This window comes from Micromonospora sp. NPDC047812 (genome assembly GCF_040704175.1).
Lineage (GTDB): Bacteria > Actinomycetota > Actinomycetes > Mycobacteriales > Micromonosporaceae > Micromonospora.
This window is the reverse complement of record NZ_JBEYRY010000002.1, coordinates 612,314-639,307: the sequence shown is the minus strand read 5'-3', so window position 1 is coordinate 639,307 and position 26,994 is coordinate 612,314. Positions and strand designations below refer to the sequence as shown.

Here is a 26,994-nt window from a genome sequence, read left to right as displayed (position 1 = left end):
CCCTTCACGTCGGGTGGACCGCGCGGAGCGACGCCGTCGCCGCCCGCAACGCGTCCGCGTCGGCCGGCCGGTCCTCGGGCAGACCGGCGAGGAGCTTGTCGTACGCGGCCAGGTCGAGCAGGCCGTGCCCGCTGACGCAGACCAGCACCCCGTGCCGCGCCGGGTGCCCGGGTTCGTGCCCGGTCGCCACGCGGGCGGCGGCGGCCAGCGCGTGACCCGACTCCGGCGCGGGCAGCACCAGCTCGGTCAGGGCGAACGTCCGGCCGGCGGTCAGCGCCTCCCGTTGGCCCACCGCCAGCGCCGAGATCTGGTCCCGGTGCCGCATGGCGGAGACCAGCTTCGCCGCGCCGTGGAAGCGCAGCCCGGCCGAGTGCGACGCGGGGATCGCGTACCCGCTGCCGATCGTGTACATCGGCTCCATCGGGCCGGTGCCGGTGGAGTCGGTGTGGTCGTAGGCGTACACCCCCCGGGTCAGCTTCGGGGTGGCGCTGGACTCGGCCGCGATCAGGTCGGCGGGCACGTCCAGCTCGCCGGCCCGCCAGGCGGCGAAGAACGGCAGGGCCAGCCCGCCGAAGTTGCTGCCGGCGCCCACGCAGCCGACCACCGCGTCCACGGTGGCGTCGAGGGCGGCGAGCTGGTCGATCGACTCCAGGCCGATAACCGACTGGTGCAGGATGCTGTACGTCTCGCCGCTGCCGATGCAGAACGCCCGCTTGGGGTCCGCCCGGGCGTACTCGACGGCCTCGCCGATGGCCAGCGCGAGGCTGTTGCCCTGCCCCGGCCGCTCGGCGGCGGCCCGTCCCACCCCGGTCAGCGGGCTGGGGCTGGCGTGCAGCTCCGCGCCGTAGAGCCGCATCAGGCTGCCCCGGTACGGCTTGTCGCGCAGGCTCCCGCCGACCATGAAGACGGTGCAGGCCATGCCGAACGCGGCGCAGGCGGCGGCGAGGGCGCTGCCCCACTGCCCGGCGCCGGTGCCGGTGACCAGCTCCCGGAAGCCCGCGCGGTGGTAGTAGTGGGCCTGCGCCAGCGCGGTGTTGAACTTGTGGCTGCCGGAGATGTTGCCGCCCTCGTACTTGACGTAGATCGGGACGGTGGCCCCGATCTCGGCCTCGAAGCGTCGGGCCCGCCACAGCGGCGCCGGCCGGTAGGCCCGGTAGCGTTCGGCCACCGGCTCCGGGACGGGCCAGAACTCCCGGGCCGACACGCTCTGCCGGATCAGCTCCAGCGGCAGGGTCGCGGTCACCGGGCCACCGGTGTCCGCCGGCGTCACGTCCGCGGGCAGCTCGTAGCCGAGGTGCGGCAGGACGCTGCGCCAGGCCCGGGGTGTCTCGGTCACGACTCCTCCTTCACCACGTCGGCGACGACGTCGACCAGGTCCGCGACGGTCGTGAAGGTCCGCCCGGCGAAGATGTCGTCCGGCAGCGTCACGTCCAGCTCGTCCTCCAGCCGGACGAGCATGCCGAGGAAGCCCAGCGAGTTGACCCGCAGCAGGTCGCCGTTGAGGGGCTCGTGGTCGTCGACCGTGCCGGGGTCGACCGTGAGCCGGGACTCGCGTACGACCAGCCGTTTCACGGCCTCGTTGATCAGGGACCGGTCCGTCATGCCGCCTCCGTCCCGTCGCCGCGCAGCCTGCCCCCGGCGTCGACGACCCAGCTCCAGGTCAGCAGGGCGGACAGGTCGACGGGCCCGCGCACGTGCAGCCGGCCCGTGCTGATGGACAGCTCCGGTCCCAGCGCCATCGTCGGACCGTCGTGCAGGCGCAGGGAGCCGTTGACCACCAGCGCGGCGGCGTCCACCCTGGCCAGGAACCCGGCCACGACCGCCGGGTCGGCGGCCACCACGCCCTCGGTGTGCCGGGAGCCGAAGCGGCGGATGTGGGCCGCCGCCTCGTCGAGACCGGCGACGGGCCGGATGCCGACCGCGCGTTCCAGGAACTCGCGGCCGTCGTCGGCGGCGGTCAGCTCGGCCACCGGCGCCCCGGCGGGCACGGCGGCGGTCAGCCGGGGGTCGACCCGCAGCAGCCACGGCTCGGCCAGCCCGGCGCCGGCCCGCAGCAGGGCCCGGGTCAGCTCCTCGGCCACGTCGGTGTGGGCCAGCACCAGTTCGAGGGTGTTGCACGCGGTCGGCTCGCCCAATTTGCTGTCGAGTGCGATCCGGGCGGCCAGTTCCAGGTCGGCGCTGCGGTCGACGTAGAGGTGGTTGACGCCGCCGCCGCTGGCGATGACCGGGATGGTGGAGCTGGTCAGGCAGTAGTCAATCAGGGACGGGCTGCCCCGGGGGATCAGCACGTCGACCGCGTCGTGCCGCTTCAGCAGGGCCCGCACCAGCCGGCGGTCCGGGTCGGTGACGATCCGTACGGTGCCGGCGGGCAGCCCCGCGTCCTTGAGCGCCTGCCCGACGACGGCGGCGAGGGCCCGGTTGGTGGCCGCGATCTCCGACCCGCCGCGCAGGACGGCCACGTTGCCGACCGCCACCGGGAGCAGGGCGCCCTCCACGGTCACCGTCGGCCGCGCCTCGAAGATCATCAGTACCACGCCGAGCGGCTTGGGCAGCCGGCGTACGGTGGCGCCGTTGCCGGCCCGGTGCCCGGCGGCCGGCGCGGTCACCGCCGGCAGCGCCGCGCGGGTCCGGGCGATCAGGTCGACCAGCGCGTCGAGGTGGCGCTTGCCGAGCGCCAGGCGGTCCACCAGCTCGGGGCCGAGACCCGCCTCGGTGCCCCGGGCCACGTCGGTGGCGTTCGCCGCCAGGACGTCGGCCCAGCCGGAGGAGAGCCGGTCGGCGAGCGCCTCGCAGTACCTGTCGTAGCGCCCGTCGCCGGGCGAGGGCAGCTCGGCCCGCGCCCGCGTCGCGCCGTCCAGGATCTCGTCCACATCGGTCACCACATGAACTGCCCACCGTCCACGATCAGCTTCTGCCCGGTCAGGTATCCGCTCGCCGGCCCGACGAGGAACTCCAGGGCGTCGGCGATCTCCTCGGTGGTGCCGATGCGGCCCCGGGGGATCTCCGCGACCACCGCCGCCCGGGCGGCCGGGTCGTCCAGCCGGAACCGGGTCACCAGCTCGTCGGTCTCGGTCATGCCCGGGATCAGGCAGTTGACCCTGATCCGGGGCGCCAGCTCCAGCGCCAGGCACTTGGTGAGCTGGAGCAGGCCGGCCTTGCTGGCGCAGTAGTTCACGCCGTTGCGGCGGGGGCGGATGCCGGTGGTGGCCCCCACGTTGACGATCACGCCGTCGCGCTCGGCCGCCAGCATCGCCGGCGCGAACCCCCGAGTGAGGTGGAAGACGCCGGAGAGGTTGGTGTCCAGCACCCGCCGCCAGTCCTCGGTCGACATCTCCAGGAACGGCCGGTCGATGTTGATGCCCGCGTTGTTGACCAGCACGGTCGGCGGGCCGTGCTCCGCGAGGACCGTCCGCACGGCGGCGTCGACCGCGGCGGCGTCGCCGACGTCGAGCCGGACGGGGTGGAACGCGTCGCCGAGCTCGGCCGCCGCCGACGCCGCCGCGACGGCGTCACCCCGGTACGGCGCGACCACCCGGTGTCCCAGCTTCACCAGCCGGCGGCTGAAGGTGAGGCCGATGCCCCGGGTGCCGCCGCTGACCACCGCCAACGGGCTCATCGCCGCACCGCACCGGAGGCCCGGCCGAGGAACGGCGTCACCTCGTCGACCAGCTGCGGCAGGCGGTCGGGGTCGAAGACGTCGAAGTGCCCGGCGTCGAGCTGCCCGGCGCGCAGGTCCGGTGCGAGTTCCCGCCACCGGGCCGCGGCCTCCACCCGGAACCCGAACTCCTCGTCGGTGCACATCAGCATCAGCACCCGACCGGCGTAGGGCCGGTCGGCCCGGTAGTCCGCGAGGGCGGCGACCTGGGTGTCGAAGACCCGCCGGACCCGCTCGACGGTAGCCGGGTCGGGGCGCGGCCCGAGCATCCCGACGACGGTCTCGCGAACCCGGGCGTCCTCCTCGGCCGTGGCGTGGCGCGGCAGCGGCGTCGCGTCCACCAGCACCAGGTCGGGCAGGTGCCCCCGCTCGGCCAGCCGGACGCACAGTTCCCAGGCGACCGAGCCGCCGAGGGACCAGCCGAGGACGGCCGCCGGGACGGTCCCGTCCTCGTCCAGCGCCCGCGCCGCCGCGTCGGCCATCTCGGCGATGCTGAGGTCCGGCTCCTCGTCGGGCAGCAGGCCGGCCGCGCGTACCGCCGCGACGTTGTGGGTCCTGCCGATGGCCGCGGCGAGCCGCAGGTAGGGGTGCAGGCCGCCGCCGGCGCCCGGCAGCAGCACGCACGCCGGTCGGGCGCCCTTCCGCAGCAGGGGAACCAGCCGGCCGGGCAGCCTGGCCGTCACGGCGTCACCGCCGGGTCCTCGCCGCGCGCCGAGCGGACGAGCCCCGCCAGGGTGGCCACGGTGGGCGCGGCGAAGAAGTCGACCAGCGGCACCGCCACCCCGTAGCGCTCCTGCACCTCGGCGAGGGTGGTGAAGATGTTCAGCGAGTGGGCGCCGTACTCGATGAGCGGGCGGTCCGGCCGGATGCCCTCGACGTCGAGCACCCCGCCCCAGAGCCCGGCCAGCTCCCGCTCCAGGTCGTCGGCGTACGCGACCTCCGTGCTGTCCGCGCTCTGCTGCTCGACCAGCAGCTCGTCGGCGAGCCGCAGCAGGGCGTCGCGGTCGGTCTTGCCGGTCGGCGTGGTCGGGACCCGGTCGACCGGGAAGATCCACAGGGGACGCATGTAGACCGGCAGCGCCGTGGTCAGCCGTTGGCGGACCTGTTCCGGGTCGACGGTGGAGCCCGCGTCGGGACGGACGAACAGCCCGAGTTCCCGGTCGGCCCCGGAGCCCCGGACCACCGCCACCGACTGTCGGACGCCGTCGACCTGGTTCGCGACCGCCTCGATCTCGCCCAGCTCGATCCGGTATCCCCGGATCTTGACCTGGGTGTCCATCCGCCCCAGGAAGACCAGGTCGCCCCGGTCGTCGCGGACCACGAGGTCCCCGGTGCGGTACGCGGTCGCGTCGGGCGCGCCGGAGAACCTGTCGGGCACGAACCGTTCGGCAGTGATCTCGGGGTCGTTGATGTAGCCGTCGGCGGGGCAGTCCCCGCCGAGGAGCAGCTCGCCGGCGACGCCGGGCGGGGCGAGGTGGCCGGTGGCGTCGACCACGTACGCGCTCACCCCCGGGTACGGCTGGCCGATCGGCACGTGGGTCGGCCAGACCGCGTCCCGGTAGGACAGCCGGTGCGAGGTGACCGCGTGGGTCTCGGTGGGGCCGTACAGGTTGACCAGGGTGCAGTGCGGGTGGGCGAGGAAGAACTCGCGGATCTCGTCGTCGACGATGAGCTGTTCGCCGGAGACGCACAGGTAACGCAGCGCGGGCAACCGGGTGCCCCGGCCCGCGGCGGTCTGCACCAGGGGGCGCAGCGCCGCGACCGGCAGGTAGACGTGGGTCACCTCGGTCCGGGCGATCCGGCTGAGCACGGCCGTGAACATCCGCCGGTCGGCCGGCTCGCGGGAGACCACCGTCCCGCCCGCCGCCAGGGTCGGCAGGATCTCCTGGAAGGAGACGTCGAAGCCGAGCGGGGCGTACTGCAGGAAGCGGGTCTCGGCGTCCATGCCGAGGGCCGCGATCTGCCAGCTGGTGAGGTTGGCCAGTGGGCGGTGCCCCATCTGGACGCCCTTGGGCTGCCCGGTGGAGCCCGACGTGTACATGACGTAGATCGGGGCGTCGGGATCGGCCAGCGGTTCGGGCACCGGCTCCGTCGCGGCGGCCAGGTCCGCCACCGCGACCGTGGGCACGTCGGGCACCAGCGCCTCGCCGACGACGAACTCGCAGCCGGCCCGCCGGACCATGTACTCCAACCGCTCGGCGGGCAGGCCCGGATCCAGGGGGAGGTACGCCGCGCCCCGGCGGAGGATGGCCAGGATGGCGGTCACCGTGTCGCAGAGGGTCGTCGCGGCGAGGCCCACCACGGCCCGGGGACCGACGCCGTGCGCGGCGAGCCCGGCGCTGATCCGCTCGGCCTCGGCCAGCAACTGCCGGTAGTCGAGCCGGCGGGTCGGGTCCTCGATCGCCGGGGCGTCGGGGCGCCGCCGGGCCGCCGCCGTCACCCAGTCCCACGGCGTGTCGCCGGTCAGCGGGCTGGTCCAGCCGTCGGAGCGGACGCTGGCCGCGGCGGAGGCGTCGGCGAAGAGGTCACCGAGCCGGCGCGAGCCGTCCGAGACCGCCCCGCGTACGGCGTCGCGCAGCGAGGTGAGCAGCCCGTCGGCGACGACCGGTGCGATGAGCTGCCGGTCGTACTCGAGTTCGAGCAGCCACCGGCCGTCGACGGGCGTGGCGCCCAGCCAGAGGTCGAACTTGGCGGTGCCGTTGCCGGGCTCCAGGACCCGCAGCACGGCCCCGCCCGCCTCCGGCGTGAAGGTGTCCTGCATGGCGAGCATCGCCGAGAACAGCGGGTTGCGGTTGCTGGAGCGGTCGGGCCGTACGTCGGCGACGAGCCGGTTGAAGGTGACGTCGACGTTCGCGCGGCAGAAGTCGATGGACTCCCGGACCACCTTGCCCAGATGCTCGTCGACGGTGCGGCCCCACTCCACGTCGACGGTGACCGGCAGCGTGTTGACGAAGAAGCCGCCGAGGTCGAACGCGCCGATCGTGCGGCGGGCCATGAACGGGCTGCCGACCAGGACGCTGGACACGTTGCCGTGCCGGGCCAGCACGGTGCCGTAGACGCCGGAGAAGAAGACGAAGGGGGAGATCTCCAGCCGCCGGCAGGTCTCCGACAGCGCGGTCGTCTCGGCCTGGCTGAGGTACCAGCTGACCCGGTCGCCGGTGAACTCCGTCTGCGCGGCGCGGCCGGGCAGTGGGGCCAGCACCAGGGGTGGGACCTCCCGCAACCGGGCCGCCCACTCCCGGGACCGGTCGACGACGCGGTCGGAGGTGGCGGTGCGGTTCTGCGCGGCCAGCTCCTTGACGAAGGCCTTCTCGCGGGCGGCGCGCCGCTGCTCGATCTCCGCCCCGACGAGGCGGCCGGACAGCGCCTCCTCCAGGTCGTGCACCAGCGGCCCCATCGACACGCCGTCGAGGATGATGTGGTGGTCGCACATGAGGACGGCCACGCGGGGCTCGTCGACGCAGCGGACCACGGCGAAGCGGTACGCGGGGCCGTTGGCCAGGTCGAACTCGGGCCGGCCGATCCGCCGCTGTGCCGCGCCGACCGCCTCCTCGAAGTCGCGCAGCCGGGCCGTGACCCGTTCGAGCGGGAAGTCCTCCGGCCCCGGCGGCGGGGTGAGCCGCGCGTGCATCTCCGGGAGCAGCCCGAAGACCTGGCGCATCGCCGGCTGGACGGCGACCACCGTGGCCAGCGCGCGCTCGATCGTCTCGTCGGGGATCGACGGGTCGATGTCGAACCGGACGAGCTGGTTGTAGACGGCGCGGCCGGGCGAGCGTTCGTTGACGACCAGCAGCCCCTTCTGCGACTCGGTGATGGGCAGTCGCACCGGCCCGGTGTCCGTCGCGGGTTCCGTCCCGGCCGTCGTGGTCACCGTGCGCCTCCGGTCTCGGCTGCCAGGCCGCTCAGCTCGCGTAGCCACTGCTTGAGGTCGCCCACGGTGCGGAGGTCCACCAGGCGGGTGGCGTCGATCTCCGCGTCGTCGTCGTCGGCCAGCTCGACGGCGAGCCGCAGCAGGGACAGCGATTCGAGGCCGGCCTCCAGCAGGGGGGTCGAGTCGTCGAAGGCCACCGACGCGTACTTCGCGATCGTCGTGTCGAGGTCAGCTGGAGTCGTCATCCCTGCTTCCCGTTCACCTGAGGTCGGCCGCGCCGCAATGATCGGAAACCGGACGAGGAGCCGTTCGCCGATCGAGGTGGGGTCGACTGAATTTGCGCTTGGAAGTTCTACGGGTCCGAGCATCCCGGCGCCGATGTTTTCTCGATGTTCCCGGGATGGAATGTCGTTGGTCGCTGATTCGGTCGGCACCCCGGTGCCCCCGTCCGGCTCCGGCCGGGGCGGCGCAAAAAGGGCGCTGGCCAGTGGCGGAGGCCGGGAGGCGGTGCGCGGCGGGGCGGCAATGCCGCCGTAATCGCCCAGATGCGGCACGGGGCGACAGAAACGCCCCGTACGCATTATTCGGGGCGGTGATGGCCGGTCGTGGCCGCCGCCGAGGGGCCGGCCGAACCGCTGAGTGAGGATGGACACGTCCCCTTGGATGACCTATGGTGCAACCAGCGCAACGCAGAGTATTCCCATAAGGTCCGAAACGGACTTTCCGCGATTGTTGGAGCCGCCTGCCGATATACGTACGACCACCCTGCCAACGCGGACCCCGATGACCTGCCACTCCACTTCGCCCCGGCGACCAGCCCGATCGGAATTGTCGGGGACGACCGGGACAAAAGTGCGGGATCGGTCGCTCACCCGCTCGGCATTGCGTGTCAGCTAATTGACATGCGCGACCGGGGGAATGCGCCTTTATCGTTTGTCCGGGTGGTGTGCGTACTTCGCGGCAGAGTTCCCATTCACTTCTCCTAATTCAAGACCGTGCGAGGGATTGTCGTGGCCACAGCTCACACCACAGCGCAGGCGGATCCGCCCGGAGCCAGGCGAAACGAATGGATTCTGGTCATCTTCACGGGCACCACGAACATCGCCGACGCGGTGGCCCGGATCGCCCTCCCGCTGCTCGCCGCCCAGATCAGTCGGTCGCCCGTCGTGGTCACCGCCGTCGCGGCCATCATGAGCCTGCCGTGGTTGGTGGCCGCGCTGCACGTCGGGGTCTTCGTCGACCGGATGGACCGGCGGGCCCTGCTGATGGCCGCCGAGATCGCCCGGATGGTCTCCGTCGGCGCGCTCCTCGTCGCCGTGCTCGCCGCGAGCCCCACCCTGGCGCTGATCTACGCCGCCGCCCTGGTGATCGGCCTGGCCGACGTGGTGGCCGGAATCGCGGGAGCCTCCATCGTCCCGTCGGCCGTGCCGAAACACCGCTGGGAGACCGCCAACGCGCGGATCACCGCCCTGGAATACCTGTTCAACGGCTTCGCCGGGCAGCCGATCGGCGGCTTCCTGGTGGCGATCGGATTCGGCCTGGCGCTCGGCGTCACCGGCTTCGCGTACGTGGCCGGCGCGGTCCTGCTGCTCCTGCTGGTCGGCAACTTCAAGGTGGCCGCCGCCACCCGCAAGCGCTCGGTCAACGAGGACATCCGTGAGGGCATCCGGTTCCTCTGGCAGCACCGGCTGCTCCGGACGATGGCGTTGCTCATCGCGATCATGGCCGGCTGCTGGGCGGCGTGGCTCGCCCTCATCCCGGTCTACGCCGTCGGCGGCCCGCTCGGCCTCGACGAACGGCAGTACGGCTTCCTGCTCACCTGCCTCGGCGCGGGCGGGGTGATCGGCACCGTCATCGTCGGGCCGGTCAACCGGTGGATCGGCCGACGCTGGTCCATGTTCACCGACATCGTCGGCGCCTTCGCCCTCGTCGCGGCCCCCGCGCTGCTGCCCGCCGCGCCGTCCAGCGCCTGGGTCATCGGCGCCGCGGCGTTCGTCGCCGGTGCCGGCGGCACGATGTGGACGGTCAACTCCCGGTTCATCACGCAGTCGCTGGTGCCGGCCGACATGCTCGGCCGGTTCAGCGCCGCGAGCCGCCTCGTGGCCTGGGGCATGACCCCGGTCGCCGCGATCCTCGCCGGCATCCTCGCCCAGGTCTTCTCCTACCAGGTGGCGTTCGGCTTCTTCGCGGTGCTCTGCGTGCTGCTGATCTACCCGTTCTTCAAGGTGGTCACGGCGGAGCGGATCGCCGAGGTCGACGGCCCGGCCGCCGCGCCGGCGCCCGGCGGCCCGGACGGAAGCGGGGGCGCCGGCACCGCCGACGACGGCGGGGACCTGCCGGAGGCGGCGACCACCGGCGGCTCCCGGTGAGCGCGGACGGCCGGACCCTCTTCCAGGGGTTCACCGACGCCGTCCGCCGGCATCCCGACGCCCCGGCGCTGCGCGTCGCCGGGCACGAGCTGACGTACGTCGAACTCCTGGACCGGGTCGAGCGGCTGGCCACCCGGCTGGTCGCCCTGCACGGCCGCCCGCCCCGGGTCGTCGGCCTCTGCGCGTCGCGCAGCCTCGCGGCGTACGTCGGCTATCTCGCCACGCTGCGGCTGGCCGCGACCGTCGTGCCGCTCGGCCCCGACGCGCCGGCGGAACGGATCCGGCGGACCTGCGCCCACGCCGGGGTGGACGCCCTGCTCGCCGACGACGCGGGCCGGCGGGTGGCCGACGAGGCGGCCGGGCCGGCCGGCGTCCTGCACCTGCCCGACACCCTGGAGCAGCGCTGGTACGACGTGCCGGCCGAGCGGTGGACGGACGCGTACGCCGGCGGCCCCGACGACGTCGCCTACACCCTGTTCACCTCCGGATCCACCGGCATGCCCAAAGGGGTGCCGATCCGGCACCGCAACCTCACCCCGTACCTCGCGCACTGCGTGCGGGCCTACCAGGTGGGGCCGGGGTCGCGGCTGTCCCAGACCTTCGAGCTGACCTTCGACCCGTCGGTGTTCGACATGTTCGTCGCCTGGCTGTCCGGCGCGCTGCTGGTGGTCGCCGCGCCCGGCGACACCCTGGCTCCCGTCCGCTACGTCAACGACAACCGGATCACCCACTGGTTCTCCGTACCGTCGGTGATCTCCCTGGCCCGCCGCCTGCGCACCCTGCGGCCCGGGAGCATGCCGGGCCTGCGGTGGAGCCTGTTCGCCGGTGAGCAGCTCACCCTGGCCCAGGCGCGGGCGTGGGCGGACGCCGCGCCGGGCAGCACCCTGGAGAACCTGTACGGGCCCACCGAACTCACCGTCACCTGCACCCGCTACCAGCTTCCCGCCGATCCGGCGCGGTGGCCCCGCACCAGCAACGACACCGTGCCGATCGGGCGGATCCATCCGCACCTGGAGGGGGTCCTGCTGGCGGCCGACGGGGCCGCCGGAGACGACGGCGAACTCTGCGTGCGGGGCGGCCAGCGGTTCGACGGCTACCTCGACGCCGCGCAGAACCACGGCCGGTTCGTCGACCACGACGGGCACCGGACGCTCCCGGTCGACGGCCCGCCCGGCCCCCGGAGCTGGTACCGGACGGGCGACCGGGTCCGTCGGGAGGACGGCGAACTGGTCCACCTGGGCCGGCTCGATGACCAGGTCAAGATCCACGGCTACCGGATCGAGCTGGGCGAGATCGAGTCCGTCCTGCGCCGGCACCCGGGGGTGCACGACGTCGTCGTCCTGGCGCTGCCCGGTGCCGGAGGGGTCGAGCTGCACGCGCTCTACACCTGCGACACCGTGGCGGAGGCGGCCCTGGCGGCCCTGGTGGCCGACCACCTGCCGCCCTACATGGCGCCGGCGCGGTACCACCGGGTCGAGTTCTTCCCGGTCAACGCCAACGGCAAGGTCGACCGCCGGCGGCTGGCAGCGGACGTCGGACTGGTCTGAGCGGCACCGACTCCCACCACGCTCACGAATCGAGAGCAGAGATGCCCATCCCGCCGCAAGCACCGCCCGCCCGCCTGCGTTTCCGGTTGATGGGGCCGGTGGAGTTCCACGACGGCGTCCAGTGGCGGGGGATCGGCTCGGCGAAACAGCGCGCGTTGCTGGCGATGCTGCTGCTCAAGGCCGACCAGGTGGTGTCGCTCGAACAACTGGTGGCCGAACTCTGGGACGACAAGCCGCCGGCCTCGGCCAGCGGCCTCGTCGCCGGGTACGCGTGGCGGCTGCGCCGCGCCCTCAACGACCGCGACGGCCGCGTCCTGACCACCCGCAGTCCCGGCTACCGCCTGGTGGTCGCCCCCGAGACGATCGACATCGGCGAGTGCGAGCGGCTGATCAGGCAGGCCCACGCCGATCTCGCGGCCGGCCTGCCGGACGCCGCCGTCGAGGGATTCGACGCGGCGCTGGCGCTGTGGCGCGGCGCCCCGCTGGCCGACGTCCGGCCGACCCCACTGGTGATGGCCGAGGTGGCCCGCCTGGAGGAGACCCGGATCGCGACGGTCGAGGCCCGCATCGGCGCCGAGCTGGAGCTGGGCCGGCACGGCATGCTGCTGCCGGAACTCAAGGTGCTCGTCAGCCAGCATCCCCTGCGGGAGCGCCTGCACGCCCACCTGATGACCGCCCTGTACCGCGACGGCCAGCAGGCGGTCGCCCTGGGCGCGTACCGCGACCTGCGGCGGTTGCTGGTCGACGAGCTGGGCATCGAGCCCAGCGAGTCCCTGCGCGACCTGGAACAGCGGATCCTGCGCAACGATCCGGCGCTGCGGCTGCACCACCCCGGGGCCCGTCCACCCGTCCGGGTGGTCACGCCGAGCCCGCCGGCCTCCCGGTTCCCCGCCGACCCGGTGCCCCTGTACGGGCGGGGCTCCGAGCTGGGCCGGCTGGTCAGGGGCGTGCGGTCGGGGCGGCCGGGCGTGGTCCAGGGCCTGGCCGGCGCCGGCAAGACCGCCCTGGCGGTACGCGCCGCGCACGAGCTGGCCGCGGAGCATCCGGGCGGGTCGGTGTTCGTGCCCATGGACGGGGGGACACCCGACGGGCCGGCGGAGGCCGCCCGGGCGGTGCGCGTCCTGGCCGAGGCGCTCGGGCTGTCGTCGCCGACGGCCGACCACCCCGCGTCGGGCTGGTCGGCCCTGTTGACCGGCCGTCGGGTCCTGGTCGTCCTCGACGACGTGGCGACCGCCGCGCAGGTACGCGTCCTCGGGCCGGTGCCGGTCGGCAGCGCCCTGATCGTCACCTCGCGGTCCGGGATGACCACCCTCGACGGCGCCACCCGGGTCTCCGTCGGCTCCCTGGACACGGACGACGCGCTCGACATGCTCCGGTACCACCTCGGCGCCGAGCGGGTGGACGCCGAGCCCGAGGCGGCGCGCGCGCTCGTGGCGTGCTGTGACGCGCTGCCCCTGGCCCTGCGGATCGCGGCCGCCCGGCTGGCGACGCGGCAGAACTGGTCTCTCGCCGCCTTCGCCGCCCGGCTGGCCGATCCCGCCGCCCGGCTCGACGCCCTGGTCTGCGAGTCGATGACGATCCGGGACTGCCTCGCCGGCGCGGTGCGGGTGCTGACCCGGTACGGCGACGGCGACGGTGTGGCGCTGCGGGCCCTGCGGCTGCTGAGCCGACTGGACCGGGGCCTGGTCAGCGTGGCGAACCTCGCCGCGCTGTCGGGCCAGCCGATGGCCGTCGCCGAGGTCGCCGCCGAACGCCTGGTCGACGCGGGGCTCGCCGAGGCCCTGCCGGACGGCCGCTACCGCATCCCCCAGATCGTCCGGGCCCACGTGCGCGAACTGGGCCGCAGCCCGGAGTGCGACCAGGTCGTCGCCCTGCAGGGGCAGCATCCCAGCACGACCGCCCGACCGCGCCGGTGAGCCGACCCCCGAGCGGGCCCGCGGTGCGGCGGCCCGGCTGTCCGCGGCCCGGATGCCGGCGGCTGATCGGCGGCGGGCCGGCCGTCGGAGGGGCCGGTCAGGCGACGGCGATCGCCTCGATCTCGATGATCCACTCCGGGTCGAAGATCCCGGTGACGATCACCGTCAGGGCCGGACGGTGCGCGCCGAGCACCTCGTTGCGGACCTTGGTGTTGACGTCGGCGTGCCGGCGGTCGGCCAGGAACGTGGTGACCTTGACCAGATTGTCGACGTCCATGCCGGCGTCGGCGAGGACGGCCCGGATGTTGTCCCAGACCAGTCGGCACTGGGCCTCGGGGGTGGCCGGGACGTGGCCGTCCCGGGTCTGGGGGATCTGCCCGCTGATGAACAGCATCCGGCCGGCGGTCTGGACCTCCAGCGCGTTGTGGTAACCGCCCGTGGCCTCCGGCACCGACTCGGGGTTGATCGGCCTCATCTGCATGGTCTCGATCACGTGAAGTCCTTCCGATTGTCCGGGGGAATCCGGATTACGGACTGTGACCTTAGTCTAAAGGTCGTCCCGGGGGACCGAATCCCGGACGGACCGGGACCGCGTCCCGTCCGGGCTCCTTCTGGTACCCGGAGCGGGGTCTCGCCCAACCTCCCCGCGTGCGGTCGGCCCACTCGGCGAGGCCGGTGGTGTCGCCGGGGTCGTGTGCCAGCGCCGGCGACCGGGACCCCGATGGTGGTGCCGACCGTCCAGCGCCCCGCGAGGGTTGACCTGAAGCGGGATTGAGGTTGTCGGATGGGGGCATGCGCGCCATTCGGCTTCACGAGTTCGGTCCCCCCGAAAACCTGGTGCTCGACGACCTGCCCGACCTGACACCCGACCCCGGCCAGGTCCGGATCGCCGTGTCGGCCAGCGGCGTGCACCTGCTCGACACGACCCTGCGCCGGGGCGAGGCCGGCGGCCCGCTCCCGCTGCCCGACCTGCCCACCGTCCCCGGCCGGGAGGTCGCCGGCGTCGTCGACGGGCTGGGTGAGGGCGTGGACGGGGCGTGGCGCGGCAGACGGGTCGTCGCGCACCTGGGCATGGTGCCGGGCGGCTACGCCGAGCAGGCGGTCACCGCCGTCGGGTCGCTGTTCGCCGTACCGCCGGGGCTGACCGACGCCGAGGCGGTGGCCGCCGTCGGCACGGGCCGGACGGCCCTCGGGATCTTCGAGCTGGAACCGCCGACGGCGGACGACGTCGTCTTCGTGCCGTCGGCGGCCGGCGGGGTCGGCTGGCTGCTGGCGCAGGCCGCGCGGACGACCGGCGCCACCGTGGTGGCGGCGGCGCGCGGGGCCGACCGGACGGCGAAGCTGCGCGAGCTGGGCGCGGACCTCGTGGTGGACTACGGCCGCCCGGACTGGGCCGACGTGGTGCGGGACCGGGTCGGCGGCCTGAGCCTGGTGTACGACGGGGTGGGCGGCGCGGTCGGCCGGGCCGCCCTGGAGCTGACGAGGCCGGGCGGCCGGTTCATGATGTTCGGCTGGTCGGCGGGCGAGGCGACCCGGATCGGCACCGACGACCTCGTCGGCCGGGGCCTGACCGTGGGCTGGCTGGGGCAGCGGATGCGCGCCCTGCCCGGCGGCATCCCGGCGTTGGCCGCCCGGTCGCTGGAGCTGGCCGGGCAGGGCTGGTGGCGACCGCTGGTCTCGACCTACCCGCTGGCCGACGCCGCCACCGCGCACGCCGACCTGGAGGGGCGCCGGGCGCTCGGCAAGGTGGTGCTGACCCTGCCGCGCTGACGACAGGGGAGAGGGCCGGGTCGGCGGCCCGGTGGCCGGCGCGGGGCTCAGCCGGCCGGCCGGCGGGCCAACAGGTACGCGTGCGGCGTGCGCTCCTGTTGGAAGGGGTACGTCTCCGGCTCGCGCACCAGCCGGGCGCGTACGTCCAGCCCGGCCTCGGTCAGCAGTTCGGCGACCCGGTCCGGTCGCCGACGCCGGAAGCTGAGCGAGATCGACTGGCCGAACCCCTCGGTCAGGTGCAGCGGTTCGTCGCCGACCTGGAACGCCAGGACCAGGTGACCGCCGGGCGCCAACACGCGGCGGAGGTCGGCGAAGGCGGCCGGGAGCAGTTCGTCCGGGACGTGGATGGTCGAGTACCAGGCCACGACGCCGCTGAGCGAGGCGTCCGGCAGCTCCAGGTGGGGCATCGCGCCCACCTCGAAGCGCAGGTCGGGGTGGGCGCGGCGGGCGATCTCGACCATCCGTGGGGAGAGGTCGATGCCGAAGGCGTCCAGTCCGAGCCCGTGCAGGTACCCGGTGAGCCGACCGGGGCCGCAGCCGACGTCGGCGACGGGCCCGTTCCCGGCGGCGCGTACGAGGTCGGCGAAGCCGGTGAGGACCGCCCGGTCCCACGGCATGTCGGCCAGCGCGTCCTGGAACTGCTCGGCGTACTCGGCGGCCATGGCGTCGTAGGAGGCCCGGGTGTCGTGCAGGTGGTCCGGTTCGGTCACGCCCACGCACGCTACCGGTCCCGGGTCGGGCGGCGGACACCTCCTCGAACGCCCCGGGTGCGCCGGCGCGGCGTCCGTGCCGCACCGGTTCGGGGCCTCGGCCGGGGGTGCTCGCCGCCGCCCTGCGCGCCCTCGTACGGGCGGCACCGCCGGACGCAGCGGGATTCGTGTAACGAGATTCGTGCACAAGACGCTGCGCCGGCAGCCCGAGCGGATTCCCACCGGCGGGAATAGGCTCCGTCGTATCGGCGGCCAGCACGGCGATGGCCATCGCGTACCGGAGGTCGGACGCGGATCGAGGGGGCGCGTCCGACGCCGGTGTCGCCACCTCCCGTCGCGGCCCGGTCCGTCAGCTCGCCGGGAGCTGCTCGGCCTTCGTGACCACCCGGTCGATCAGACCGTACTCGCGGGCCTCCTCGGCGGTGAACCACCGGTCGCGGTCCCAGTCCCGCTGGATCTCCTCCAGGCTGCGCCCGCTGTGCCGCGCGATCAGCTCCTGCATGGTCCGCTTCACGTGCAGCATGTTCTCCGCCTGGATCCTGATGTCGGCGGCGGTGCCGCCCATCCCGCCGGACGGCTGGTGCATCATGATCCGCGAGTGGGGCAGCGCGAAACGCTTGCCGGCCGTGCCCGCGCAGAGCAGGAACTGCCCCATCGAGCCGGCGAAGCCGAGCGCCACCGTGGCCACGTCGTTGCGGACGAACCGCATCGTGTCGTAGACGGCCATGCCCGCGCTCACCGAGCCACCCGGCGAGTTGATGTAGAGCACGATGTCCCGCTCCGGGTCCTCGGCGGCGAGCAGCAGCATCTGGGCGCAGATCTGGTTCGCCGAGGCGTCGGTGACCTCCGTGCCGAGGAAGATGATCCGCTCCTTCAGCAGCCGGTCGAACACCTGGTCGCCGAAGGACGGCTGCCCGCCGTCCAACATCCGCACGTCGAGACCGATCATCGCGTCCGCCCTTCCGGCACTGCCGGCGGGCGACCGGAGGGCGCCCGGGGGACCGGCCCCTCCAGCCTGCGCGGAACGCCACCCACGGGGCCAATGATTCTGCCGGCGGCAGATCAGCCGACGGCAGAACCGGCCGGCCTAGACGACGGTCAATGCGCGCGCGCCCACCCGCGCCCGTCCGCAGCCCAGCGCGACGCGGGTACGCGGGCCGGAGTGGCCGTGCACGGCGGAGGTGGGCCGCCCGGCCTGGAGGGTCGTGCCGCCCGGGCGCGGAGCCAGGTGGAGCAGTGGGCCGCCGGCCCGGGGCGCGACCCGCGCGGCCGGGGTGGCGGCGTCGGGCCGGCCGACCTCCGCCCGCTCCAGCCGGGCCAGGCCGGCCCGGGGCGCGGCCGGGATGCGTGGCTCGACCCGACGCAGGTCGTCGCGCGCCTCCTCCAGCAGGTCGGACAGGTGGATGCCGAGCGCCCGGCAGATCGCCGCGAGCACCTCCGAGGAGGCCTCCTTGCGACCGCGTTCGACCTCGGAGAGGTAGGGCACGGACACTCCGGCGGCCTCGGCCACCTCGCGCAGCGTGCGGCCCTGCCGCAGCCGGAGCCGGCGCAGCACCCCGCCGATCACTCGTCGCAGCAACGACATGCGGGCCTCACTTTCGGGCTCGTCGTCCGGGGGACACCCATCATCATGCCCCCTGTCGGCCGCGCGGGTCGTCCCGTCGCGCCGCGCGTCGTGGGTGAGCCCACGTGCCCCGGGTCGACGGCCCCGCCGTGCAAGATCCGCGCAGGCCGCTATGTTGTGCTCGTGCAGGCGACGACCGGGCCGGGGAAGGCCCTCACGTGATCCACTTTCCCGCCCAGCGACGGGGCCCACTGAGCGCGCTGAGTCTCCGGCTGGCCGCCGCCATCGGCCTGGTCTTCGCCACCGTCGCCGTGGTCTACCTCGACCGGGACGGCTACCGCGACGTCAACGAGGACGCGCTGACCCTCCTCGACTGCTTCTACTACGCGGTGGTCACCCTCTCGACCACCGGCTACGGGGACATCACCCCGGTCAGCCAGACCGCCCGGCTGATCAACGTCGTCTACATCACGCCGGCCCGGGTGATCTTCCTGATCATCCTGGTCGGCACCACCCTGGAAGTGCTGACCGAGCAGTACCGCACCGGGCGCCGCCTGTCGCGGTGGAGGAGAGCCGTGAAGGACCACGTCATCATCTGCGGCTACGGCACGAAGGGCCGCAGCGCGGTCTCCGCCCTGCTGGAGAACGGTCTCGACAAGTCCCGGATCGTGGTGGTGGAGCGCAGCGGTCCGGCGCTGCGGCAGGCCACCTCGGCCGGCCTGGTGGCGATCGAGGGCTCGGCGACCCGCTCGTCGGTGCTCAACGAGGCGCACGTACGCAACGCCAAGGCGGTGATCATCGCGACCGACAGCGACGACGCCTCGGTGCTGGTGGCGTTGACCGTACGGCAGCTCACCGCCGGGCAGGTGCGGATCATCGCCGCCGCCCGGGAGGCGGAGAACGCCCCGCTGCTCAAGCAGAGCGGCGCCCACCACGTGATCGTCTCCTCGGCCACCGCCGGCCGGCTGCTGGGCCTGTCCACCTCGGCCCCGCCGCTGATCGACGTGGTGGAGGACCTGCTCACCCCCGGCCAGGGCATGGCGCTGGCAATGCGCTCCGCCGAGCGCTCCGAGGTGGGGCGCTCCCCCCGGGAGCTGGAATCGCTGGTCATCGCCCTGGTCCGGCGGGGCAAGGTGGTCACCCTGGCCGACAAGGCCGGCGCGGTCATCGAGACCGGCGACATGCTCGTGCACGTACGCGACGACCGCCCGCAGGCGACCGCAGCCTCCTGACCGGCGGCCCGCCCTGACTCGGGCGGGGGCCGATACTGGTGTCGGTGCTGGTGCTGGTGCTGGTGCTGGTGCTGGTGCTGGGCCGGTGTCGGTGCGGTCGCGATGCCTCGCCGGCGCAGGTGCCGGCTGCGGGTCTCCCGTGCGTCGGGCCCGGCGCCCGCCCCCGGTGCGGCACAACGGGACGCCGAGCGACATGCGCAGCACGCCCGTCGGGGCCGCGCGGTCACGCACAGTGTTCGATCCGCAGGTCCCCGCCCCATGTCCTCCGGACGCTTTGCTCTGCACTCTCGTGCGCACCGGTAACCGTGGGTGCCTGTTGCGTATGATGATGCAGAGCAAAGGGCGGATGGGACTTAGTCGCTCCCGAGGGTGCGTCACGCTGAAGACGCTGGTCACGAGCTTTCGGCGTCAAGAGTGGCGAGCGCCCCGCCCTTCCGCGCCGACGCAACCGTCACTCATCGTAGTAACTGGCGGAAGGGTGGGTTCCCTTACTTACCGTAACCAGGGCGGGGTGCCGGCGGAGGCGGGCCAGGGTGCGTCGGCGGCTTGCGCAGGTGGTCGCGCGTGTTCCAAAGGGGAGGGCCCGCAACCCGGGATCGGATTGCAAGCCCCTCCTGTCGTTCCGGCAACGCGGCGGTGCGCCTGCCCGGCTCCCGCTCAGGGGCGGCCGGCCGCGTCGGTCAGAGGATGGTCCAGGTGTCCCCGCTGGCGAGCAGGCCGGCGAGCTGCTGCTCCGGGGTCTCGGTGACCTTCGCCTTCGCCTCGGCGAGCTGCTCCTGCACCACGCTGTCGTACGACGGCCGGTCCACCGAGCGGAACACGCCGATCGGGGTGTTCCGCAGGTCCAGGCCGGGCAGCCGGGACAGCGCGAAGGCGTACGCCGGGTCGGTGACCGTCGCGTCGTGCACGACGATCTCGCCCGGGTTCACCGACGCGGTCTCCCGGACCTCCAGGCCGAACCCGCCGGGCGGGTGCACGACGCAGAACTGCCCGTCCTTGCCGAACGTGATGGGCTGCCCGTGCTCCAGGCGGATCAGGAAGTCGTCGCGGGTGGCCGGCTCCTTGAGCTGGTCGAACGCGCCGTCGTTGAAGATGTTGCAGTTCTGGTAGATCTCCACGAACGCCGAGCCCTGGTGCTCCGCCGCCGCCCGCAGCACCGACTGGAGGTGCTTGCGGTCCGAGTCGATGGTGCGGCCCACGAAGGTGGCCTCGGCCCCGAGGGCGAGCGACAGCGGGTTGAACGGCGCGTCGGCCGAGCCGGCCGGGGTCGACTTCGTGACCTTCCCGACCTCGGAGGTCGGTGAGTACTGCCCCTTCGTCAGGCCGTAGATCCGGTTGTTGAACAGCAGGATCTTCAGGTTGACGTTGCGGCGCAGCGCGTGGATCAGGTGGTTGCCGCCGATCGAGAGCGCGTCACCGTCACCGGTGACCACCCAGACCGACAGGTCGGGCCGGCTCGCCGACAGGCCGGTGGCGATCGCCGGGGCGCGGCCGTGGATCGAGTGCATCCCGTAGGTGTTCATGTAGTACGGGAAGCGGGACGAGCAGCCGATGCCCGAGACGAAGACGATCCGCTCACGCGGGATGTTCAGCTCCGGCATGAACTGCTGGATCGCGGCGAGGATCGCGTAGTCGCCGCAGCCGGGGCACCAGCGCACCTCCTGGTCGGACTTGAAGTCCTTGGCGGTGAGCTTGAGGGCGACGGGCTCAGACATTCTTCAGGACCTCTTCCAGCATCGTCTCCAGCTCGGCGGCGGTGAACGGCAGGCCGCGGACCTGGTTGTAGCCGATCGCGTCGACCAGGTACTTCGCCCGGACCACGTGGGCGAGCTGGCCGAGGTTCATCTCGGGGATGACCACGCGGTCATAGGAGCGCAGCACCGTGCCGAGGTTGGCCGGCATCGGGGCGAGGTGTCGCAGGTGCGCCTGCGCGATGGCGTGGCCCCGCTGGCGCAGGCCCCGGCACGCCGCGCCGATCGGCCCGTACGTGGAGCCCCAGCCGAGCACCAGCACCCGGGCGTCGCCGTCCGGGTCCTCGACCTCGACGTCCGGCACCGGGATCGTCTCGATCCGGGCCGCCCGGGTGCGCACCATGAAGTCGTGGTTCGCCGGGTCGTACGAGATGTCGCCGGTCTTGTCGGCCTTCTCCAGGCCGCCGATGCGGTGCTCCAGACCGGCGGTGCCCGGGACGGCCCACGGCCGGGCCAGGGTCTGCGGGTCGCGCAGGTAGGGCAGGAACGTGGTGCCGTCGTCGCCGTTGGGCTTCGTCGCGAACTCGACCCGCAGGTCGGGCAGCGACTCGACGTCGGGCAGCAGCCACGGCTCGGAACCGTTGGCGACGTAGTTGTCGGAGAGCAGGATGACCGGCGTGCGGTAGGTCAGCGCGATCCGGGCCGCCTCGATGGCCGCGTGGAAGCAGTCCGCCGGCGACTTCGGCGCGATCACCGCGACCGGGGCCTCGCCGTGGCGGCCGTAGAGCGCCATGTTGAGGTCGGCCTGCTCGGTCTTGGTGGGCATGCCCGTGGAGGGACCGGCCCGCTGCACGTCGACGATGACCAGCGGCAGCTCCAGCGCCACCGCGAGGGAGATCGTCTCGCTCTTGAGCGCCACGCCCGGGCCGCTGGTGGTGGTGACGCCGAGCGAGCCGCCGTACGACGCGCCCAACGCCGCGCCGACCGCGGCGATCTCGTCCTCGGCCTGCATGGTGAGCACGCCGAAGCGCTTGTGCTTGCTCAGCTCGTGCAGGATGTCCGAGGCCGGGGTGATCGGGTAGGCGCCCAGGAAGACCGGCAGCCCGGAGCGGACGCCGGCGGCCACCAGGCCGAGCGACAGTGCCGCGTTGCCGGTGATGTTGCGGTAGGTGCCCGGCCGCATCTTCGCCGGCTTGACCTCGTAGCGGACCGCGAAGTCCTCGGTGGTCTCGCCGAAGTTCCAGCCGGCCCGGAACGCCGCGACGTTCGCCGCGACCAGCTCGGGGCGGGCGGCGAACTTGCGCTCCAGGAAGCGCAGCGTCGACTCGTAGGGCCGGTTGTACATCCAGGAGAGCAGGCCGAGGGCGAACATGTTCTTGGCCCGCTCGGCGTCCTTCTTGGACACCGCCTGCTCGGCGAGCGCGCCGACCGTCATCGAGGTCAGCGCCACCGGGTGCACCACGTAGCCGGCGAGGGAGTCGTCCTCCAGCGGGTTCGACTGGTAGCCGACCTTGGCCAGGTTGCGCTTGGTGAACTCGTCGGTGTTGACGATGATGTCCGCGCCCCGGGGCAGGTCGGCGAGGTTCGCCTTGAGCGCCGCCGGGTTCATCGCCACCAGCACGTTCGGCGAGTCGCCGGGGGTGAGGATGTCGTAGTCGGCGAAGTGCACCTGAAAGCTCGACACGCCCGGCAGGGTGCCGGCGGGAGCCCGGATCTCCGCCGGGAAGTTCGGCAACGTGGAGATGTCGTTGCCCAGCTGCGCGGTCTCCGAGGTGAACCGGTCGCCGGTGAGCTGCATGCCGTCGCCGGAGTCACCGGCGAACCGGATGACCACCCGGTCCAGTTGACGGATCTGCTTGGTCACGCCTGCACCTCGCTTCGCTGGGCGCGGTCGCGCGGGCGGCTGGACGTGATGGTGACCTCGCCTTGCCCGGCCACGTGACCTCCTTGACGCACCGCTGCACCAGACCCGCCGAGGCGGGCCCGGTCCGCTGTAGTTACCTCACCTGAGAGCCTACGTCGAATCGCCGCCCCAACATTCTCGGAGGCCGCCCTGTGGGATGGGATCCAGCGAGATTCCACCCCGTTTTGAGGTGTTTCCGTCCCGCCGCCGTAATCCAGATCACCGGTAGCGGGGGCGGGCGGGACGCCGGCCCGGTCGGACCGGTCGGACCGGCGCCCCGGGGCGGGCCGGGTCACTCGGTCGGTGCCGTGGACGGTCCGGCCGCCGGGACGGTCATCCGCCGCCGCAGGGAGGTGGTCGCCAGCGTGAGGGCGAACACCACCAGCAGCGTGGAGATCACGATCAGCAGGATCGCCGTCCGCCGTACCGAGCCGCCCCCGCCGTCGTCGCTGACGGCCGGGGCGTCGGCGGCGAGCACGCCCTGCGACCCGGTCGGCGCGGGCGGCGAGGCCACCGGGGTCGCCAGCGCGGCGGCGGCGGTGATCCGGAAGCTCATCTGCACCTGCCGGGCCCGGCCGCTGCGCGGGTCGAGCTGCCCGAGCACCGCGCCGGCCAGCGGGGCCTGCCGCTGGGCCTCGGGGGTCGCGGAGACCGGCAGCCGCAGCTGCGCGGTCCGGCCGGCGGCGAGGGTGCCCAGCTCACAGCGCGTACGGGTGGGGTCGACCGTGGTGCAGCCGGACGGGGGCGCGGGCACGGTCACCCCGGCCGGCAGGACCACCTCGATCCGGCCCTCGGCGTCCACCTTCCCGGTGTTGCCCAGGCGCACGTCGAGCCCGCTCGACCCGCCACTGATGTCGAAGGAGACCGCGTCGGCGTCCAGCCTGATCCCCGGCACCGGCGGGCCGGGCGGGAAGAGCACCGCGAAGCCCTCGTCGTCGCCCACCGCACCGGGCACGCTGGGCGCGGTCGCGGTGACCCGGACGGAGCCGCTGAGCGGCATCCGCTTCCAGGCGTCGCCGTCGACGCGTACCCGGATCAGGGTGCTGAACCGGGCACCGGGCGCGCTCGCCCACTCGCCGCAGCGGTGCTCCCCGCCGTCGACCTGGGCGCAGCCCCCGGTGCCGGCGTCGGTCAGCCCGGCCGGGAGCGTGTAGGCCAGCCCGATCCGGGCGGGCGTGGTGCCCGTGTTCGTGACGGTCACCCGCAGCGTGGTCACCGTGCTCGGCGCGTTCCAGTACGCGGCGGTCAGGGTGATGTCGTCGGTCGTGACGCTGACGCCGGCCAGGGGCGCCGGCGGGGTGGCGGCGGGCGCGGAGGGCCGGACCGGCGGCACCGACGGCGCCGGGAGCGGCGCGGCGGTGGTCGGCGCGGCGGTGGTCGGCGCCGGCTGCTCCGGGGCGGTGGTCGTCGGGGCCGGCTCGGTCGTCGCGGCCGGGGGCGTGGTCTCCGGCGGTGGCGCGGTGGTCGAGGGCGCCTCGGTGGGCACCGGAGCCGTGTCCGTCGGATCCGCCGTGGGCGGGTCCCCGCCCGGCTCGCCGGCCGGCTCGGTCGTGGGGGAGGCGGCCCGCGCGGCGGTCGGGGCGGCGGTCGCCCAGCCCGGCACCGCGGCGACGGCCAGTCCGACCGCGAGACCGATCGCCAGCAGGGGCACGGCGCGTCGGTTACGCGCCCGCCGGCCGGGCCGTACGTCCACGCGAGCCATCTGTCCTCCGGTGACGATGAGTGAGATCCCAATATTCGACAATTGTTGCCAGAGGGCACTAGTCCCGTCGGGAAACGAATCCGTAACGGGTTCGACCCGGGCGGCGACGAGGAGCGGTAGGCTCAGCGACCGTGACCGGTTACCTGGGCTCGTACGCGACGCTCGGGCTGCTGCTGCTCGCCAGCGTCCTCTTCTTCGTTACGGCGTTCTCGGCCAACCGGGTGTTACGTCCCGCCCGTCCGGCGGATCCGTTCGGCAAGCGCACCAGCTACGAGTGCGGCCTCGACCCCGTGGGCGCCGACTGGGCGCAGATGCAGATCCGTTACTACGTGTACGCGTATCTCTACGTGCTGTTCGCCGTGGAGTCGGTGTTCCTCTTCCCCTGGGCGGTCGTCTTCGACCGGCCGGGATTCGGCATGGTCACGGTCGTGGAGATGGCGGTCTTCGTCGCGGTGCTGGCGCTCGGCATCCTCTACGCCTGGCGGAAGAACATCCTGCGCTGGTCCTGACGGCCCCGGGCGGCCGACGGTCGCCCCGCCGTCCCCGTCCGGCCACGGTCAGGCGAGGCCGCGCCGGGTCAGCGTCGGGGGGCGGTCGCCCCGGATCGAGGCGACCATGTCGAGCACCCGCCGGGTGGGGCGGACCTGGTGCGCGCGGAACACCCGGGCGCCCAGCCAGGCCGAGACCGCGGTGGCCGCGAGCGTCCCCTCCAGCCGCTCGGCCACCGGCAGGTCCAGCGTCTCGCCGATGAAGTCCTTGTTCGACAGGGCCACCAGCAGCGGCCAGCCGGTGCCGGAGAGCTCGCCGAGCCGGCGGGTGATCTCCAACGAGTGGCGGGTGTTCTTGCCGAAGTCGTGGGCGGGGTCGATCAGGATCCCGTCGGCGCGTACGCCCAGGGTGACCGCGCGTTCGGCGAGCCCGGTCACCGTCGTGAGCACGTCGGCGACCACGTCGGCGAAGGCCGCGCGGTGCGGGCGGGTCCGGGGTGCCAGGCCGCCGGCGTGCGAGCAGACCAGGCCGGCACCCGTTTGCGCCGCCACCTGGGCCAGCGCCGGGTCGGCGCCGGACCAGGTGTCGTTGAGCAGGTCGGCCCCCGCCGCGACCGCCTCCACCGCCACCTCGGCCCGCCAGGTGTCGATCGAGATCACCACGTCGGGGAAGGCGGCCCGGACGGCGGCGATGGTCTCCACCGTGCGGCGGATCTCCTCGGCCACGTCGACCTCGGCGCCCGGACCGGCCTTGACCCCGCCGATGTCGATGATCTCGGCGCCCTCCTCGACCGCCCGTTCCACGGCGCGCAACGCGCTGTCCTGGGCGAAGGTCGCGCCCCGGTCGAAGAACGAGTCCGGCGTGCGGTTGACGATCGCCATCACCACCAGCTCGTCCGGGCCGAACGTGCGCCCACCGAGCCGAAGCGCCCCCGCCATGCCGCCTCCTGAAGGTCCGCCGCCGACCCGTCCCCGCCGGCGGCCGATGACGACGCTAGCCGGTCCGCCCGGGTCGGGCCCCGCCGGTCCGCCGTCGCCGCCTACCTGGACAAGCGGGAGCGCGGCTTCGAGCGGGTCGTGATCATGCTCCCGGACCGGTGCGTCGGGCGGAGGTCCTTCGGTACGGATCCGGGACGCGGCGGGTGGCGGGGTCGCTCCCGGCGGTTCGACATGCCACGATCTGTGCATGGGTCAGGTTCTGCTCCTGCTGGTCGTGGCGTTGACCGTCGCGGCGGTCGTGTTCGGGGTGACGGTGCTGGTCTCCGGCCGGGATCCCGGCCTGGTGCCGGCCGAGCCGGACGGACGGGCCGTGCCGTTGCCGGCGGCCCGCCCGCTCGCCGAGTCCGACGTGGGCGAGGTCCGGTTCGACACCGCGCTGCGGGGCTACCGCATGGCCCAGGTTGACCACGCGATGCGCCGGGCGGCCTACGACATCGGCTACAAGTCCGAGCTGATCGGCGTGCTGGAGGCGGAGGTCGCCGCGCTGCGCGAGGGGCGGACGGCGGATGCCGACGCCCTGCGCCGGGCGCGGGAGCAGGCGGCCGCCGCCACCGCGCCGTCGCCGCAGGCCCGGGGGACGGTGCCGGTCGGGGCCGACCGGGCGGACGCACCGGAGGACAGCGACGTGGTCGTCGCGCCGATCCCCGCGTTCGCGGGCCCGACCGTCGCCTCGGCGGCCAAGGACGCGCCGTCGGCCGGCCCCGCAGCCGCCACGCACCCCGGCGCCGTCCGGGCCGCGGACCGGACCGGTGCCGACCGCGCCGCGGACCGGACCGGCGAGGACGACGACGCCGCTGTGGACCGTGCCGCCGTGGATCGGACCGGCGAGGACGACGCCGCCGTGGACCGCGCCGCCGAGCAGCACGCCGCCGTGGACCGGACCGACGGGGGCGACGCCGCCGTGGACCGGGCCGGGGCGGGCGACGGCACGACGCGGCCGGCGGGCGACGCGACCAGCCCCGACCCGGTGGTCGGGTCGGAGTCGAAGTGACCGGACCGGAACCCGGCGACGACCTGCGCGACGTGGCGCAGCCCGGCGCGGGCGAGGTCACCGCCACGGTGATCGTCGACGCGCCGGCGGAGCGGGTCTTCGCGGCGCTGACCGCCTGGGAGCGGCAGTCGGACTGGATCCCCTTCACCACCGTCCGGGTGGTCGAGGGCGACGGCGGCGAGGGCAGCCTGATCGAGGCGGTCACGGCGCTCGGCCCCGCCGTGCTGCGCGACGAGATGCGGGTGGTCCGGGTGGACGCGCCCTACGAGGTGGGCGTCGTGCACTGCGGGAAGCTGCTGCGCGGCCCCGGCGTCCTCCGCTGTACGCCCCTGGAGCGGGACCGCACCCAGGTGGTCTGGCACGAGTGGTTCCACCTGCCCGGCGGGCCGGCGGGCCGGGTGGCCTGGCCGGTGCTGTGGCCCGGGTCCAAGTTCAGCCTGAGCCAGGCGTTGAGGAAGTTCGGTCGGCTGGTGGAGCAGGGCCGGCTCCCCTGACCGGGGCGGTCGGGGATCGTGCGTGCCCCGTGGGACGACCTGGCGTGATCGACTCGACGTCGCTGACATCGGGGTGACGGCGGCACCGGGAC

At 73.9% G+C, this 26,994-nt stretch carries 22 protein-coding genes and 1 pseudogene; 8 read left to right on the top strand and 15 right to left on the bottom strand.

What is annotated here, in order from left to right:
- Window positions 1–4: 4 nt before the first annotated feature.
- The 7 genes from AB0883_RS10650 to AB0883_RS10620 are packed head-to-tail and all read right to left on the bottom strand — an operon-like array spanning window position 5 to window position 7,771.
- Window positions 5–1,336, bottom strand: coding sequence for a TrpB-like pyridoxal phosphate-dependent enzyme (locus AB0883_RS10650; RefSeq protein WP_366640993.1), 1,332 nt, complete (start codon window positions 1,334–1,336; stop codon window positions 5–7).
- Window positions 1,333–1,602, bottom strand: coding sequence for a phosphopantetheine-binding protein (locus tag AB0883_RS10645; protein WP_366640992.1), 270 nt, complete (start codon window positions 1,600–1,602; stop codon window positions 1,333–1,335). Before AB0883_RS10645 ends, AB0883_RS10650 begins: the two co-directional genes overlap by 4 nt.
- Window positions 1,599–2,879 carry a glutamate-5-semialdehyde dehydrogenase gene (locus AB0883_RS10640; protein ID WP_366640991.1) on the bottom strand — a complete coding sequence of 427 codons (1,281 nt, stop codon included), beginning with the start codon at window positions 2,877–2,879 and terminating at the stop codon, window positions 1,599–1,601. Before AB0883_RS10640 ends, AB0883_RS10645 begins: the two co-directional genes overlap by 4 nt.
- Window positions 2,876–3,616, bottom strand: coding sequence for an SDR family oxidoreductase (locus AB0883_RS10635; protein ID WP_366640990.1), 741 nt, complete (start codon window positions 3,614–3,616; stop codon window positions 2,876–2,878). Before AB0883_RS10635 ends, AB0883_RS10640 begins: the two co-directional genes overlap by 4 nt.
- On the bottom strand, window positions 3,613–4,338 hold the full coding sequence (locus AB0883_RS10630) for an alpha/beta fold hydrolase (protein WP_366640989.1): 726 nt from the start codon (window positions 4,336–4,338) through the stop codon (window positions 3,613–3,615). The genes AB0883_RS10635 and AB0883_RS10630 overlap by 4 nt, the downstream gene beginning before the upstream one ends.
- Window positions 4,335–7,526: an amino acid adenylation domain-containing protein gene (locus AB0883_RS10625; protein WP_366640988.1), complete on the bottom strand. Its 3,192-nt coding sequence runs from the start codon at window positions 7,524–7,526 to the stop codon at window positions 4,335–4,337. The genes AB0883_RS10630 and AB0883_RS10625 overlap by 4 nt, the downstream gene beginning before the upstream one ends.
- Window positions 7,523–7,771 carry a phosphopantetheine-binding protein gene (locus AB0883_RS10620; protein WP_366640987.1) on the bottom strand — a complete coding sequence of 83 codons (249 nt, stop codon included), beginning with the start codon at window positions 7,769–7,771 and terminating at the stop codon, window positions 7,523–7,525. The genes AB0883_RS10625 and AB0883_RS10620 overlap by 4 nt, the downstream gene beginning before the upstream one ends.
- 765 nt (window positions 7,772–8,536) lie before the next feature.
- Between AB0883_RS10620 and AB0883_RS10615 the strand changes: the two genes are divergently transcribed.
- From AB0883_RS10615 to AB0883_RS10605, 3 genes are read left to right on the top strand one after another with little or no spacing between them, the layout of a single operon-like run.
- Window positions 8,537–9,895, top strand: a complete 1,359-nt coding sequence (locus tag AB0883_RS10615; RefSeq protein ID WP_366640986.1) for an MFS transporter — start codon at window positions 8,537–8,539, stop codon at window positions 9,893–9,895.
- Window positions 9,892–11,442, top strand: coding sequence for an amino acid adenylation domain-containing protein (locus tag AB0883_RS10610; RefSeq protein ID WP_366640985.1), 1,551 nt, complete (start codon window positions 9,892–9,894; stop codon window positions 11,440–11,442). Before AB0883_RS10615 ends, AB0883_RS10610 begins: the two co-directional genes overlap by 4 nt.
- A 41-nt stretch (window positions 11,443–11,483) precedes the next feature.
- A complete protein-coding gene (locus AB0883_RS10605; RefSeq protein WP_366640984.1) occupies window positions 11,484–13,358 on the top strand; it encodes a BTAD domain-containing putative transcriptional regulator in 1,875 nt (624 codons plus the stop codon).
- Window positions 13,359–13,455: 97 nt separating this feature from the next.
- Here AB0883_RS10605 and AB0883_RS10600 read toward each other — a convergent pair whose 3' ends face one another.
- Window positions 13,456–13,851 carry a RidA family protein gene (locus AB0883_RS10600; protein ID WP_282313121.1) on the bottom strand — a complete coding sequence of 132 codons (396 nt, stop codon included), beginning with the start codon at window positions 13,849–13,851 and terminating at the stop codon, window positions 13,456–13,458.
- A gap of 299 nt (window positions 13,852–14,150) precedes the next feature.
- Here AB0883_RS10600 and AB0883_RS10595 point away from each other — a divergent pair, with 299 nt between their 5' ends.
- Window positions 14,151–15,128: a zinc-binding dehydrogenase gene (locus tag AB0883_RS10595; RefSeq protein WP_366640983.1), complete on the top strand. Its 978-nt coding sequence runs from the start codon at window positions 14,151–14,153 to the stop codon at window positions 15,126–15,128.
- A gap of 47 nt (window positions 15,129–15,175) precedes the next feature.
- On the opposite strand, the gene AB0883_RS10590 is transcribed toward AB0883_RS10595, so the two are convergent.
- The 3 genes from AB0883_RS10590 to AB0883_RS10580 form a co-directional block, all read right to left on the bottom strand.
- A complete protein-coding gene (locus AB0883_RS10590; protein WP_366640982.1) occupies window positions 15,176–15,838 on the bottom strand; it encodes a methyltransferase domain-containing protein in 663 nt (220 codons plus the stop codon).
- A 349-nt stretch (window positions 15,839–16,187) separates the two neighbouring features.
- Window positions 16,188–16,787 (bottom strand): ATP-dependent Clp protease proteolytic subunit, encoded by a 600-nt coding sequence (locus AB0883_RS10585; RefSeq protein ID WP_366640981.1) that lies wholly within the window; start codon window positions 16,785–16,787, stop codon window positions 16,188–16,190.
- Between the two features lie 138 nt (window positions 16,788–16,925).
- On the bottom strand, window positions 16,926–17,423 hold the full coding sequence (locus AB0883_RS10580) for a helix-turn-helix transcriptional regulator (protein ID WP_366640980.1): 498 nt from the start codon (window positions 17,421–17,423) through the stop codon (window positions 16,926–16,928).
- 197 nt (window positions 17,424–17,620) lie between these two features.
- On the opposite strand from AB0883_RS10580, the gene AB0883_RS10575 reads away from it, so the two are divergent.
- On the top strand, window positions 17,621–18,634 hold the full coding sequence (locus AB0883_RS10575) for an NAD-binding protein (protein WP_366640979.1): 1,014 nt from the start codon (window positions 17,621–17,623) through the stop codon (window positions 18,632–18,634).
- A gap of 680 nt (window positions 18,635–19,314) precedes the next feature.
- Here the strand turns inward: AB0883_RS10575 and AB0883_RS10570 are convergent.
- The 3 genes from AB0883_RS10570 to AB0883_RS10560 form a co-directional block, all read right to left on the bottom strand.
- Window positions 19,315–20,349: a 2-oxoacid:ferredoxin oxidoreductase subunit beta gene (locus AB0883_RS10570; RefSeq protein ID WP_132231668.1), complete on the bottom strand. Its 1,035-nt coding sequence runs from the start codon at window positions 20,347–20,349 to the stop codon at window positions 19,315–19,317.
- Window positions 20,342–22,189: a 2-oxoacid:acceptor oxidoreductase subunit alpha gene (locus AB0883_RS10565; protein WP_366640978.1), complete on the bottom strand. Its 1,848-nt coding sequence runs from the start codon at window positions 22,187–22,189 to the stop codon at window positions 20,342–20,344. The genes AB0883_RS10570 and AB0883_RS10565 overlap by 8 nt, the downstream gene beginning before the upstream one ends.
- A gap of 331 nt (window positions 22,190–22,520) precedes the next feature.
- Window positions 22,521–23,930: a hypothetical protein gene (locus AB0883_RS10560; RefSeq protein ID WP_366640977.1), complete on the bottom strand. Its 1,410-nt coding sequence runs from the start codon at window positions 23,928–23,930 to the stop codon at window positions 22,521–22,523.
- Window positions 23,931–24,061: 131 nt separating this feature from the next.
- Here AB0883_RS10560 and ndhC point away from each other — a divergent pair, with 131 nt between their 5' ends.
- A complete protein-coding gene (ndhC, locus tag AB0883_RS10555) occupies window positions 24,062–24,439 on the top strand; it encodes an NADH-quinone oxidoreductase subunit A (RefSeq protein WP_121396759.1) in 378 nt (125 codons plus the stop codon).
- 48 nt (window positions 24,440–24,487) lie between these two features.
- Here the strand turns inward: ndhC and folP are convergent, their stop codons facing one another.
- Window positions 24,488–25,357 carry a dihydropteroate synthase gene (gene folP, locus AB0883_RS10550; protein ID WP_366640976.1) on the bottom strand — a complete coding sequence of 290 codons (870 nt, stop codon included), beginning with the start codon at window positions 25,355–25,357 and terminating at the stop codon, window positions 24,488–24,490.
- A gap of 247 nt (window positions 25,358–25,604) precedes the next feature.
- On the opposite strand from folP, the pseudogene AB0883_RS10545 reads away from it, so the two are divergent.
- Window positions 25,605–25,961, top strand: a pseudogene (locus AB0883_RS10545) (DivIVA domain-containing protein); the annotation flags it as partial.
- A 443-nt stretch (window positions 25,962–26,404) separates the two neighbouring features.
- Window positions 26,405–26,902, top strand: coding sequence for an SRPBCC family protein (locus tag AB0883_RS10540; protein WP_366640975.1), 498 nt, complete (start codon window positions 26,405–26,407; stop codon window positions 26,900–26,902).
- The last annotated feature ends 92 nt before the right edge of the window (window positions 26,903–26,994 follow it).

Bases quoted from the DNA above. Each gene is read 5' to 3' on its own strand.
- AB0883_RS10580 (WP_366640980.1), bottom strand. From the start codon at position 17,423: ATGTCGTTGCTGCGACGAGTGATCGGCGGGGTGCTGCGCCGGCTCCGG.
- AB0883_RS10595 (WP_366640983.1), top strand. From the start codon at position 14,151: ATGCGCGCCATTCGGCTTCACGAGTTCGGTCCCCCCGAAAACCTGGTG.
- AB0883_RS10570 (WP_132231668.1), bottom strand. From the start codon at position 20,349: ATGTCTGAGCCCGTCGCCCTCAAGCTCACCGCCAAGGACTTCAAGTCC.
- AB0883_RS10560 (WP_366640977.1), bottom strand. From the start codon at position 23,930: ATGGCTCGCGTGGACGTACGGCCCGGCCGGCGGGCGCGTAACCGACGC.
- AB0883_RS10605 (WP_366640984.1), top strand. From the start codon at position 11,484: ATGCCCATCCCGCCGCAAGCACCGCCCGCCCGCCTGCGTTTCCGGTTG.
- AB0883_RS10645 (WP_366640992.1), bottom strand. From the start codon at position 1,602: ATGACGGACCGGTCCCTGATCAACGAGGCCGTGAAACGGCTGGTCGTA.
- AB0883_RS10635 (WP_366640990.1), bottom strand. From the start codon at position 3,616: ATGAGCCCGTTGGCGGTGGTCAGCGGCGGCACCCGGGGCATCGGCCTC.
- AB0883_RS10620 (WP_366640987.1), bottom strand. From the start codon at position 7,771: ATGACGACTCCAGCTGACCTCGACACGACGATCGCGAAGTACGCGTCG.
- AB0883_RS10585 (WP_366640981.1), bottom strand. From the start codon at position 16,787: ATGATCGGTCTCGACGTGCGGATGTTGGACGGCGGGCAGCCGTCCTTC.
- folP (WP_366640976.1), bottom strand. From the start codon at position 25,357: ATGGCGGGGGCGCTTCGGCTCGGTGGGCGCACGTTCGGCCCGGACGAG.